The sequence below is a fragment of the Lewinella sp. LCG006 genome (genome assembly GCF_040784935.1).
Lineage (GTDB): Bacteria > Bacteroidota > Bacteroidia > Chitinophagales > Saprospiraceae > Lewinella.
In genome coordinates this window covers 2250418-2263373 of the sequence record NZ_CP160680.1, presented here as the reverse complement: position 1 = coordinate 2263373, position 12956 = coordinate 2250418, and the positions used below count along the sequence as shown (strand labels likewise).

Genomic DNA, 12956 nt, shown 5'->3' with positions numbered 1-12956 from the left:
ATAAAAAAAAGATGCACAACTCCATCCCCACCCTCCTATTGTTCTTTTGTCTAATGGCAATGAGTAATTGCACCACTGATCAGCCCAGTTCGGAAGATACAGCCACCGAAGAGGTACCAACGTCGATAGAAGACACCACGCTTACCGATCAAGTGCCTCCCGCTACATTGAGCACTCCTACTGAAGCAGAAAATCAGACTGCTACCAAAGATGAACCTGCTACCGACACCAAAGCTATTAACCACCCCATCAACCCCGGTAAGCACAATTTTACCCTCCAGTGGATCAGTTGGGAAAAGCCGGGGCTGGTGCAGGTTGATTTTCTATCCGAGAACAAGTACAAGGTGAAGGGCGAGCAAAAAGGTGCAGAGAACGGGGATTTTGCCGCTATTGATGGCGTCCTCACTTGGGAAGGCAACCAGGTTTTTCAATTTGATGGAGAGATTACTTCCCGGGTTTCTTTCGTCAACGGTGGCGAAACCTGTGTAAAGAAAGGCCCAGTGCATTTTAGAGCTACTGGTACAAGGAAGTATTGGCGTTTACAAGAAAAAGAAAATTGTGAAGGAGGGAATGTGGTCGACTACTTCGATATTTATTTTTAAAACAAACTCACATACCCAAAATGTACTTTGGGTGCTCCAAAATCAAAGGGCTGCTGATCCTGTCGACCCAAAGCGATGCTCAGACCAAATAGTCCCGCCCGGGTTTCGAAAGTGATGCCGGCCCCGATGCCCTGGTACCAAAAGATGGTGCCAATGTCTGGTGGACTATTAAGGGAGGCATTGTCGACCCTGGCCCAATCAAAAAAACTATAGAGGTAGGAATTGGTCGTGAGTAAGAAGCGATATTCCAGCGTCAGCAAGGCAAAGTTGGTTGCAAAAATGCCTTCCTCGTCGAAACCACGGAGCAGTTGGTTGCCGCCAATACGGAGTTGTTCATTGGCCAATACCGGTTCTGGTGCAAGAATGGCTGCCCCCGTCAGGGCGGTTTTGATCACACTGCGTTGGCCAATATTTTGGTAGCGGGCCAAGGAGGTCTCTAGCCGGTACTGGGCACTACGCAAAGTGAGACTGTCGTAAAGATTGTCGAATCCTGCTGATTCAATGGATGCATTGCGGCGGATAGTTTTCTGCCCTACGCCTGCAGATAGCTGCCAATCCCAACCTTTGGTAGGGTTGGTGCGATAGTCGAGTTGGTTGAGGTGAAAACGCAGTCCAAACGTTCGTCTCCTGACGTCCAGCGTATCGGGCAGGCGATCTAATTGCTGGATTTGAAAACTGTCAATACTGAGTAAGTTGGTTTGGTTTTGCGACCAAAAAGCTTGTACACTCCGCCCTCCACTCAGCAGGTAGTCGATGCCCAGTTGCCAGTTGAGGTTGATGAAATTGGTGTCTCTTTTGTACAAGTTGAGCTGAGCGTCTACCCCAAAAGGTAGGTTGAGCAAATAGGGGTAGTTAAAGGCCAGGTCAAGCTCTTGGGTCAAAGGGCGAAGTTGCTCAAAAGCAATGGCTACACGCTCGCCTTTCCCCAGGGCATTTTGTAGTGCACCTTCCAGTTGGGCCGTCACCAGCAGTCGGCCGGTTTGCTGGCTTTGTGGAAGCACCCCTACGATAAAATCAAAGCGGCTGGCCTTCTTGGGAGCGAGCTTTAGGATCAGCCGGGCCTGATCACCAATGAATTGTACCCGTGGCGCTTCCTGCAACTGTACAAAGGGAAGCTCCTGGATACGTTGCTGGACCTTCCTGATCAAAGCCTCGTTGTAGACTTGCCCCGGAAACAAACCAAGGTGGCTGTGAAGGTAGGTTGTGCTGATCTGTGCTTCGCCAGTGAGGTCTATTTTTTCAAAAAAAATCAAAGGTCCTCGCTGGAGCTTGATTTTTGCTTCCAAAGCCCCGGGTGCTTGCCAAATAATACTGTCCAGCATCACCTTGGCGAATGGAAAACCATTGTTGGCGGCAATCCCGGCGAGTTGTTGTTGAAATTGCAGCCAGCGATTGATCTCCAGTGGTTTATTGCTGTAAAGCCTACTGCGGAAGCCTGCCTTGCTCAACCATTCTTTAGGAATATCGTCCCCGGAGAGTGTAACCCAACGGTAAATTGGCCCAAGGTGCAGAATAGCAGTATAGCGATTGTTGTTGACCAGGAGAGTGTCGGTCGACGCTTCTAGATAACCGCCTTCTTGAAGATCGTTAAGGAAAGTGCTAAGACTGAGGTTCAATTGCAGGCTATCGGTAAAGGTACTGTCGGGAAAAGACTTGAACTTTCGCAGTTCTCCAAGGTCAGCGTCTGGCGTCAGTATGCGGAGGGCAACCACCTGCCCGATGCCTTCAATGGCCAATAACAAGAGGCAGCCTATGACTAAAAGTGGTCGCATACAGTAAGAACAGATGAAATACTAAAACGTCTTAAGTGACGGAACAAAAATAACTGATTCCATTTTTGATTCGCTAAAATTTTCTAAGCAAGCAACTAAAAGGAGCTTGCGTGAAAATATTCGCGAATCGTTGAAAAAATGGAATCAGTTATTTCCGTCAAATTACTAAGTCCTCATTCGTTATGTTTACAGTTCAAAAATAGCCTTTTATGTCGGGTCTCTATCTTCATGTTCCTTTTTGCAAGCAAGCTTGTAACTATTGCAATTTTCATTTTTCTACCTCGCTGAAATACAAAGGGGAAATGACGGAGGCCATCGTTCAGGAATTGCTACTGCGCAAAGACTATTTGGAAGACAAACACCTGAGTTCGGTTTATTTCGGTGGTGGTACGCCTTCTTTACTGGCTGAAGAGGAATTGAGATCACTTTTCGTAATGATTGACAAGTGCTTTACATTAGCGGCCGATGCCGAAATCACGCTGGAAGCCAACCCCGATGATATCACGGCAGAAAACCTGGCACGTTGGCAATCTTCACCTATCAATCGCCTAAGCATAGGTATTCAGTCGTTTGCTGATGCTGATCTGGTGTACATGAATCGAGCGCACAACGCCGAAGAGGCTCGCCGTTGTATTGCGCTGGCCCAAAGTTTTGGATTCAACAACCTCACCGTCGACCTTATTTATGGTACCCCCACCATGTCGGATCTTGTTTGGGAGAAAAATGTCCGTACGCTGATCGAGGCGCAGGTGCCGCACCTGTCTTGCTACGCCCTTACGGTGGAACCAAAGACAGCACTGGCGCATCAAATCAAAACCGGTAAAAGCCCGGAGGTAGAAGAAGAGAAAGCAGCCCGCCAGTTTGAGTTGCTCATGCGCTGGTTGGAAGACGCGGGCTATGAACATTACGAAATCAGCAATTTTGCTTTACCAGGGCATCGCGCTATGCACAATAGTAACTATTGGCGGGCGCATCATTATTTGGGTGTTGGCCCCTCTGCTCATAGTTTTAATGGGCATTCCCGGCAGTGGAATGTAGCCAATAATGCCAAGTACCTGCAAGCAATTGTTGCTTTGAAAGATGGGGTCGTTGAAAGTGCAATAGATTTGTTTGAAAAAGAAGCACTGAGCCCCGCAGATCAGTACAATGAATATATCCTAACGGGCTTACGTACCAGTTGGGGGGTGTCAACCACTAAGATGGAAACACCTTTTAAGGCTTTTTTTGAAAAAAACATTCAGCAATATGTTGACACAAAGTTGGTTTTTGAAGAAGATGGTGTTTTTGTTTTGACAAAAGAAGGAAGATTGTTGGCCGATAGAATTAGCAGTGATCTATTCTTTGATGTATGATAATCAGTTGTTTGCATTGAGCAGGCGTGATTATTTTTTATTGTTGCAATATTTTATTGTTTTAAAATATTTGTTTTTTAAAACAAAATAGAATATATTTGTAGCGGATCAAATAGTTAAAGACATGGATCTTGATATATTTGTAAGCAAAAAAGGTACAAAGGTGGTTTTGGCCACTGATCTCTACCAAGCACTTCAGTTGCCAGCTCAGCAGTATCCGGCTAATGTTAAACGCTGGCTGAATGATTATTACGAATTTTCGGATGGTATTCGCAAGCCCCTGAAAATGCAGGAATTTGCCTCACGTCAAGTAGAAGGACCTGTTTTATGGTCTGACTACTATATATCTGTAGACTTTGCCAAGCAAATTGTACTTCGCTCTCGCAGCAAAGTCAAGCAAAAATATGCCCGTCAGCTAGCCATGTTGACGGAAGGAGTAGATACAGCGGGTCTAAACGCCTCCCAATTCAAACACCTGATAGATATCACCAAGGCGATGACCTTGATCTCTTGTCAGGAAGAATGTGAACGTCGCCATTTGCGGGTATACCGAGAGCGCAACAATGGCATGGCGACCAATTGGTGGCAATACCGAGCGGAAGTGCTGGGCTATACCTCTGAAAGCCTGCGCGATAAGCTTCGCCGCAGAGGAGCTGTGGAAGTCAATGGTAACCAAAGAGAACTACTGGCACAGTTGAATCCGCTGGATTTGATCAGGGCTGGTGTTATCGACCTCTTCATGGCAGTGGGTAAGCCCCAGGATTATGCTGTTCGAATGGGTGATTTGGCCAAAGATTTAGCCGAACGCATGGAGCTACAGCTAATTGATGACCACCGTAAGATTGATCTTTTCACGGAAGCCGTCGACCCTGAGCTGGTACACCGCCTCAAGGAGCCGTTGGAAAAGCATTTGGTAGCTGCGTAAATAAAATGAGATAATCCAAACAGAGGATTATCTCATTTTTCTCATTTACATAGCCAATAACAGTACGGAGAGAAGAGCATTTTCGACAAGCCTCTACTGCGCCTGATACCGCAGAGACAGATCGTTATACTGCTCTTTCTTCTCCTGCTTTTGTGTTGTCTACTCTCTGCCGCCTTTTAGCTCTTCCTGGTAAGTAGCAAACTCTTCCCACCTACCAGCAGCTGCCAGGCGTGCCTGTAAAGGCCAGGTGTATGGATTGTGCATCCGGTACTGGTCTCCAGCATCTTCAAGTATTTCTTTCAATCGGCCAGGTTCTGCTGCGGCTAGCGCAGACCAGTCTCCGATACCAGCTCCTTTCAGCACTTCTTCTATTTTTGGGCCTATGCCTTCAATAATTTTTAAATCGCTGGCTTCTCCCGGAGTTGACGTTTCAGCGCCCTCAGAGAATCCCCTGGGTGTAGGGTTTTCTTGTTCTTGTTGCAGCAACAAAGCCGCTTGCCCCACCCAGTTGTCCTTCTCTATACGACCAGGGATGTAGCCTATCTGCCCGGTAACCTCTTCAATTCTGGAAGGGGTCCAGTTGGCAATGTCTTCGTAAGAGAAAACGCCAATACTATTGAGTTTTTTTTCTAAAAAATCACCAATGCCTTCTATTTTGGTCAGTACATCTTTGTCGCGGTCGGCAACAATGATTTTATCGTAGAGTACGGTTTTGTCATTGCCTAATACGAGCTCTCCATTGGTATCTTCTTCCACAATGGGCGCACTTACAGTAGGCTGGCTTTTGAGGGCCGCCAAGTCTGACCTTAAGGCTTGATTCTCTCCTGATAGGCGGCTGAGGGAGGTCTCAAAGGCATTAAGTCGCTCACGGAGTTCGGCAACTTCTTTCGAAGGTGCTGCATTTGTGGAACCTGCAGTAGTATCTACGAAATTTTGTGGGCTTTGTGAAAGTTGCTCATGCTGGGTCTTCAGCGCAACAATTTGCTTATTGAGATCCTCAATGGTATGGCTGTAAGTACGATTGGTAGCTTGAACTTCCTCTAGCCGCTGATTGAGCGCTACCACCTCGTGCAACTGTTGGTCTTTGTTTTGTTCGATACCCCTCAAACGTTCCATCAGGTCTACCTTTTCCCGGCTTTCTTCCTGCAACTCGGCGTTGCGTTGCTTCAACTGATCTTGCGCGCTGGTGAGGAGCGTTTGGTTGGTTTCCAATTGTTGTCTAGCTTCACTCAGCTCTTTTTTGAGTCGACGCACTTTGCCCGAGCGTAGCAAGTACGCAATGATAAAGCCGAGGAGGAAAGCAACAAGCATACACATCCACAAGAACAACCCCTCCCGAGAGTTAATCTGCGTAAAATAATTTACAAGTGTCTGATCAGTCATTTTGGTTGATATTTAGGAACAGCACGAAAATAAAAAGCGATTTTGTTTTTCAGAATAGCTAAATAAGCGATTCATTTTAAGCCCGTCTGGCCAGCCGGAAAGGCGTTTTAGCTATTTGAAAAACTTGAGAAAAATCGCAGTTTATTTTCTGCGCAATACTTAATTGTAGACCTGTTTATTCTATAATAAAGTTGACCCGGCGGTTTTCCTGCCGACCTTCAGGGGTGTCGTTAGAAGCTACGTGCTCCGTTTCGCCTTTGGATTCGGTTTTTATTACGGCAGTGATACCCAGGTTCTCCAAGTATTCTTTAGCACTTTCTGCCCGCCGCATGCCCAATTTGAGGTTGTATTTCTCCGTGTCTACGTTGTCGGTATGACCAACAATGCGGATGGATTTTTCCGGGTGCAGTTCCATGTATACTTTAACCGAGTCGGCATAATTTCGGAATGCTTCACCAGGCTCAAAAATGGCACTATTACTCGGGAAGTTAGCATCGGAGTAGGTCATGTTCGTAAAGCTATAAGAAGCCGTAGCATACTCGCTAGGTAGGTCTTTCTGCATAAAAGCAAACAAGAGTGGTTCTTGCAACAAGCTGTCGGCAGTTGTAGCGTGCTTGAGGCTGATCCGGTCTTCCGCCACTCCGCGGGCGGTCATCAGGTCTCGGATGGTAGCGGCACGCGCCAGTCCCATATTCTCATAAAAACCAGCCATTACATCTTTCTCCTGCAAGGTATAACGACCCGTTATTTCCAATGACTTGGTAGAGTCGGCAGCCATCATCTGTGCGATGGTATCCAGAAACTGCTCGTTGTTAGCGTTCAGGTCTGGTTGGTCGACGCCAGTAGCAAAGGCAAACTGGTCGTAACCGCTGAGCAAGACGGAGTCATTTTCCGTAAGCTGTAGATTTTGTAACCTGGGGGGAGCTACTACTTCGACAGGAGGCTCCTCGCAGAGATTCAGAATGTCGCAAATAAAGAACCACCGGGCAAAAATAGCAAAGAGCACAAAGGCCGCGAAAAGCAAAAATGCCAGAAACCTCATAGGTTGGGGTTGATTTGATCAGGTGAAAGATAGTAAGAATCCTGAAATATAGCTATACCTTCAAAAAGAGGAAAGCGAATGTTCGACGCTGTGAGTTACATGGCTTGCTTGAAAGTCTTTTGCGCTTTTTGGTGGGAATGTCTATGATTTGTAGTACACTCATATATTTGCATGTATTACTAGTAGAGGAAAAATCCCCAATGGCAACCCTTTAAATACCGCAAATAGGGAAGCTCTTGTTGAGATTTTACGTGATGCAAGGCAATCGCCGCAGGGCGGTAGTTATATGGATAGAGCGACAAGGTTTATTATTGAGAATGGACACCCAGGATCACCTTTTATTATTTTAAAATCTGAATGGCAATAACTTATGAAACCAATTGATAGTAATAAAAATGTTTGGTCAAATTATGATTATCCTGTACTGACCTATAATATCTACTTAGAGATAGAGCAGTCCTCGGCAATTAACATTGTAGACCAATTTTCTAAAGAATTTTTAGTCTTGAGTCATAAATATGGTTTCCTACTCAATTCGGACAAGTCCCTCTTTGATTTATTACAATATTATAATAATAAGAAAGACGAGATTAACAAATTAGGAAAACACATCCCTAGTCTTTTAGATATTTACGCTTTATCCAATGAACCAGGAGGGCCTGCAATCTATGTGAATAAAATGCACTTTTGGGGGCTTGAAGGCTTGGAATACGCTTTTGTGCTTGAATTGGCCAAGTATCTTCGGAAATATGAAGTAAGTCCATTTGTATCCTATTCCCCAGATGATATCAACAATAATAAATATTATCCTTTTTATCCTTTAGATTGTAATGGATTGAAGCCTAAAATCGTATTAGACCAATCCATCGTTAATTTTTCATTTCGAATTGCCTCATATCTCAGTATTTGGTTTGAAACTACAAGGACAAGCGAAGGTGTTTTTCACGACAATAAAATACTGGCATACAGAAATACGCCAAGGTTGAATAGTTTTTTACGAGACTTGCGACAGTTGGTAGATAAATACGGATGTAAGTGGGAATTTGAATCGGAGGGAAAACTATTGCATTATAATTATAGATGGGATTATTCCTTTCCATTCGAATCTGTTTATAATGACCATTGCATTCCGCTCGATGGGAAAATTATCTATCAGGAAGATATAGATGAAGGCAGGATAACGCTCCCACCCGTTGCTAGTTAATTATATCGTCGTTCTTTTATTTTAACGTGAGGTTTGGTATTAATCGCTTGATTTTCAATAGCGATACACCATGTGCGACCTCTCCGAGGTCGAAACAATGCATGAATGACCATTCTACCAATTTTTGACCTCTCTAGGTAAGTACAAATATATTTTGTATATTCTTGTGTACCAAATACTTAAGTCGTGACAGCTACTGAGCACAAAGAACATATTCACAAAATCATTTATCGCCTTGCGGAACAGGGATTAACACAAAAAGATATTGCCCTTGCGACGGGTTATACCCAGGCAGGAATAAGCCATACGCTTGCCAAAATCAAATCCGCGAATGGTGTAGAAAACTACAAAGTAGGCAAGCCTAGTGGTAGACCAGCAAAGCTTAAACGTCATCAGCGACAAGAATTGAAGAGGTTGCTAGCCAAAGGAGCTAAGGCCAATGGTTTTCCAAGCGATGGTTGGACTCGGATGAGGATTCAATCCTTTATAAGTGTTCGTTTCCAAGTAGATTATAGCCTTCCTCATATTAGTAGGTTAATGACCAGACTAGGTTACAGTCTTAAGCAGCCTCAAGTCAAAGACACTAGACAGCGTTCTGAACAAATAGCTTATTACGAAACAGAAGTAATCCCGGAGCTAAAAAAAAACTAATGGAGCCAGATCAAAACATCGTTTTTGTAGATGAGAGCAGCTTTTGTAGTGCCTCTAGTTCTACTAAAGTCTATGAATTGATTGGACATAGTCCGGTACTCAAGGAAGTAAACAGTGTAACTGAAAGAGTTTATGCCATTAGCGGCATAACACCACGAGGAGAGTTGTTTAGTGAGGTTTACCGCACTGCTATTAGCACGAAGCAGATCATCGCTTTTTTAAAACTTTGCCTGAACAAAATGGAAGGTCAACTCAATATCATTTGGGACAATGCAAGTATCCACAAGAGTAAAGAGCTAAAACATTTTTTACGATCAGATTCACAAGCACGTAATCGCTTACAACTCTATTCAACCCCTGTATACTGCCCCCAGTACAACCCTGACGAACAGGTTTGGAACTTCTTGAAATCGGAATTCCTAAAGCACCGCTGGTGCAAAACTAAGAGCCAGCTTCACAAAACGGTAGAGGCTGGGCTGGAATACTTAGCGATGATGCCAGATAGAATCCGTGCGGCTTTTAGGCATTCCGATGTCAAAATAATGGAATATTAATTTTTTACGTACTTACCTACCGAGGTCATGCATAACATCTCGGAGAGATGCCATATTGGTAGCAAATACAAACGATTTCACTCACCCGACCTCGGAGAGGTCGCATATAATACCTCCAACCTCACGTTATTTTAAAATATTTTGATTCTGTAAGAACAAAAAAACGCACTTTAAACCATCTTACCCCTCCAACCATCTAACCCCCGTTTTGGGAATCCCCGAACAATTCGCTGAAGAAAGACATCGTTGATGAGTTTCGGCGAAGTAACAAGCTTTTCCGTAAATTTACGTTAAGCCTTATTATTGTTGACCCCTAATTCCACCCCCTTATGTTGACTGCCCCACCCCCTCCTAATTGTGCTACGGGTACGCTGGCACCTTATGCTGATACGCCCGAGGCTCCTTGGAATCGCAGCCGCGTACAGCACTTGTTTCGCCGCCTCGGTTATGGTGCTGCTCAAGACGTGATTGCTGCCGCCGAACAGCAAAACCCGGCCAATGTGGTTGATCAATTGATCGACAATATGCTCAGTGCGCCCAATTTACCAGCACCCGTTTGGTCCAACTGGACGATTGATGACTATGCTGATTTTGGTAACGAAAGTGCTGCCCAGCTCATTGAATACGCCAACGACTGGATCGGTGCCATGCTGGAAAATGGTGCCAAGGAGCGCGTCACCCTGTTTTGGCACAATCATTTTGTGACCCGTTTTGAAGACTATTTTTGTCCATCCTGGGCTTACACTTATCACCAGCTGCTACAGACTTATGCACTCGGGAATTTCCGGAATTTTGTCTACGAAATGGGCAAAACACCCGCCATGCTGGTGTTCCTCAACGGGGTGCAAAACAACCGCTTTGAGCCCAATGAAAACTATGCCCGCGAATTGTTCGAGCTCTTTACCCTCGGACAAGACAATGGCTACACCCAACAAGATGTCGTAGAAGCGGCTCGTGCACTCACCGGCTGGAATGGTTTTACTTCCGCTTGTGCACCGATTACCTTCACGCCAATACTCCACGATACGGGTATCAAAACCATTTTCGGGCAAACCGGCAACTGGGGTTACGATGAGCTACACGATATCCTGTTTACCCAAAGGGCTACCGAAATTTCGGAATACATCTGTGGAAAAATCTATCGCCACTTTGTCCACCCGGAAATCGCGGAGGATATTGTCGCTGGACTGGCGGAAACTTTGCGCGCTAACGACTGGGAGTTGGAACCCGTTTTTCGGCAGCTGTTCAAGAGTGAGCATTTTTTTGACGAAAAGGTCATGGGTACGCAGATTAAAAGCCCGCTGGGTTTAATGATCAACACGGTGATCGAAAGTGACTTCATCATCAATGAAGAGATCCAAAATTATATTCTTTACGCGGGGTATCAACTCAATCAAGGCTTATTCAATCCTATTGATGTAGCTGGCTGGCCCGGCGATCGCGACTGGGTGAATACCAACACCATCACGGGACGCTGGCAAACCTCCGACTTTTTCATCTTTACCAATTTTCAGGGGGCTCCGGCGCGGTTGGTGAGTTTGGCCCAGGCGCTCACAACCGATAATGCCAATGATCCGGAATTGGTTACCCAGGCGATTATCGATTACCTGGTGCCAGGAGGACTCACCACCCCCGAAGCCTACGCTGCCGCCACGGATGTTTTTAAATGGGAGGTTCCGCAAAATTATTATGATAATGGAGAATGGAACTTGTATTGGGAAACAGTTCCCGCACAAGTCGGCTTGTTAATGCAGCATATCTCTCGCCTCCCCGAATTTCAATTATCCTAAACCCCGATCATCATGTGTAATCACGATAAACATAACGATAAGAAAAATACCAAACGTGGTATAGCGCTTGAGCATGGCCAGGCCCATCACCAGGATCATCAAAACTGGAGCCGGCGGACCTTCTTGCGTCAATTAGGTGTAGCGGGTACTGCTTCCTTCTTGTTGGGTAAAATGCCGCTGACGGCCATTACGAGTTCTCCCCTGGCAATGGCCCTTTCCGGGGCTACCACAGAAGATCGGATTTTGGTATTGATTCGCTTGAAAGGCGGAAATGATGGTCTCAATACCATCATTCCATTGTTTGATTACGGTACCTACCAGGCTGGTCGCGCGGAAATCGCTATTCCGGAGAGTGAGGTTATTAACCTTACCGGCGAACTGGGTATGCCCAATAGCATGGCCGCCCTGGAAAATATGTGGTTGGATGGTCAGATGAAAATCGTCAACAACGTTGGCTATGAAGACCACAGCTTATCGCATTTTCGGTCGACCGATATTTGGTCTTCGGGCGCAGATGCCAACGAACCCGCTAGCTCCGGCTGGCTGGGTCGTCTGCTGGAGCAGGAATTTCCTGATTTTCTGAGCAATCCACCCCTTACTCCTCCGGCGATCCAAATGGGGAGTGCGGGTAATCTGGTCTTCAATAATACGGATGGCTTTGACATGTCTTTGAATGTGGCCAACCCTGAACAATTGTACGCCATTGCCCAAACGGGGCAGCTGTACGATCCACTGGCAGTACCAGATTGTCATTACGGAGAACAATTGAGTTACCTAAGGTCGGTTGCGAATAACACCTTCCGGTATGCGCAGGTGGTAGCGGAGGCTTTTGAGCAGGGCACCAACAGCGTGGAGTACGATAACAATAGCCTAGCCGAACAGCTTGCTTTGGTAGCACGTATGGTGCGTGGTGGCTTGGGCACGCGCCTGTACATGGTGGTGCATGATGGTTTTGATACCCACGCCAACCAGAGCAATAATCATCCGGGATTAATGAATCAGTTATCCCGAGCAGTCCAGCATTTTCATGAAGATTTGAGCAACGGCGGACACGGCGATCGGACGCTGTCCATGACTTTTTCTGAGTTTGGTCGCAGGATCGAGCAAAATGCTTCCGGTGGTACCGATCACGGTGCAGCAGCACCTTTGCTGATGTTTGGGGAGGGGCTGAATGGAAACGGTAGCTTGGGAGGATTACCTGATTTGCAGGAAGTAGATAACAATGGCAACCTACAGTACACCACCGATTTTCGGCAGATTTATGCCACGGTTCTAGAACAATGGTTGTGTATAGACGGCAATCTGGTCGATCAGGTGATGGGCGAGACTTACGAACGCCTTAGCGGTCTCGGCTTGAGTTGTGCCCCCGTAAGTACCTGGTCACCACAGGAGAGAAGTTCCGTGAACTTACAGGCTTACTATCATGCCGGGCAATTGTTCTTGAGCTATGATTTGGCGAGTGCTAGTCCGGTACAGATAACCCTCTACAATATGCTGGGACAGCCAATGAAAACGGTTTTTCAGGGATACCAGATGAATGGCAATCAGCGTTTCAGCCTTCCTTTATCGGATATTGGTTGGGCCGCTGGAGTGTACGTCGTAAATCTGCGCGTAGGCAACCAGCAGCATTCTAAGCAGATTAGCTTGGTTCGGTAAACGACGGTAGCTTGGGCTTTCAGCC

General features: G+C 45.9%; 11 protein-coding genes. 8 read left to right on the top strand and 3 right to left on the bottom strand.

Features of this window, described 5'->3' with window-relative positions; translation table 11 throughout:
• Positions 1 to 11 precede the first annotated feature (11 nt).
• Positions 12 to 602: a hypothetical protein gene (locus tag AB0L18_RS07790; RefSeq protein ID WP_367392025.1), complete on the top strand. Its 591-nt coding sequence runs from the start codon at positions 12 to 14 to the stop codon at positions 600 to 602.
• On the opposite strand, the gene AB0L18_RS07785 is transcribed toward AB0L18_RS07790, so the two are convergent.
• The gene (locus tag AB0L18_RS07785; protein WP_367392024.1) at positions 599 to 2374 is read right to left on the bottom strand and encodes a BamA/TamA family outer membrane protein; all 1776 of its coding nucleotides are present in this window, start codon (positions 2372 to 2374) and stop codon (positions 599 to 601) included. The genes AB0L18_RS07790 and AB0L18_RS07785 overlap by 4 nt on opposite strands.
• 209 nt (positions 2375 to 2583) lie before the next feature.
• Between AB0L18_RS07785 and hemW the strand changes: the two genes are divergently transcribed.
• Both hemW and AB0L18_RS07775 read left to right on the top strand, forming a co-directional pair.
• Positions 2584 to 3726 (top strand): radical SAM family heme chaperone HemW, encoded by a 1143-nt coding sequence (gene hemW / locus AB0L18_RS07780; RefSeq protein WP_367392023.1) that lies wholly within the window; start codon positions 2584 to 2586, stop codon positions 3724 to 3726.
• Positions 3727 to 3850: 124 nt separating this feature from the next.
• Positions 3851 to 4651, top strand: coding sequence for a hypothetical protein (locus AB0L18_RS07775; protein WP_367392022.1), 801 nt, complete (start codon positions 3851 to 3853; stop codon positions 4649 to 4651).
• Between the two features lie 159 nt (positions 4652 to 4810).
• Here AB0L18_RS07775 and AB0L18_RS07770 read toward each other — a convergent pair whose 3' ends face one another.
• Positions 4811 to 6034, bottom strand: coding sequence for a helix-hairpin-helix domain-containing protein (locus AB0L18_RS07770; protein ID WP_367392021.1), 1224 nt, complete (start codon positions 6032 to 6034; stop codon positions 4811 to 4813).
• Between the two features lie 175 nt (positions 6035 to 6209).
• Complete coding sequence (locus AB0L18_RS07765; protein ID WP_367392020.1) at positions 6210 to 7076, bottom strand: OmpA family protein; 867 nt, start codon at positions 7074 to 7076, stop codon at positions 6210 to 6212.
• A gap of 370 nt (positions 7077 to 7446) precedes the next feature.
• On the opposite strand from AB0L18_RS07765, the gene AB0L18_RS07760 reads away from it, so the two are divergent.
• From AB0L18_RS07760 to AB0L18_RS07740, 5 genes are all read left to right on the top strand, one after another.
• Positions 7447 to 8280 carry a hypothetical protein gene (locus AB0L18_RS07760; RefSeq protein ID WP_367392019.1) on the top strand — a complete coding sequence of 278 codons (834 nt, stop codon included), beginning with the start codon at positions 7447 to 7449 and terminating at the stop codon, positions 8278 to 8280.
• 186 nt (positions 8281 to 8466) lie between these two features.
• A complete protein-coding gene (locus tag AB0L18_RS07755; protein ID WP_367388547.1) occupies positions 8467 to 8931 on the top strand; it encodes a transposase in 465 nt (154 codons plus the stop codon).
• The gene (locus tag AB0L18_RS07750) at positions 8931 to 9485 is read left to right on the top strand and encodes a transposase (protein WP_367388546.1); all 555 of its coding nucleotides are present in this window, start codon (positions 8931 to 8933) and stop codon (positions 9483 to 9485) included. Before AB0L18_RS07755 ends, AB0L18_RS07750 begins: the two co-directional genes overlap by 1 nt.
• Before the next feature lie 329 nt (positions 9486 to 9814).
• A complete protein-coding gene (locus AB0L18_RS07745) occupies positions 9815 to 11275 on the top strand; it encodes a DUF1800 family protein (protein ID WP_367392018.1) in 1461 nt (486 codons plus the stop codon).
• A gap of 12 nt (positions 11276 to 11287) precedes the next feature.
• Positions 11288 to 12931 (top strand): DUF1501 domain-containing protein, encoded by a 1644-nt coding sequence (locus tag AB0L18_RS07740; protein ID WP_367392017.1) that lies wholly within the window; start codon positions 11288 to 11290, stop codon positions 12929 to 12931.
• The last annotated feature ends 25 nt before the right edge of the window (positions 12932 to 12956 follow it).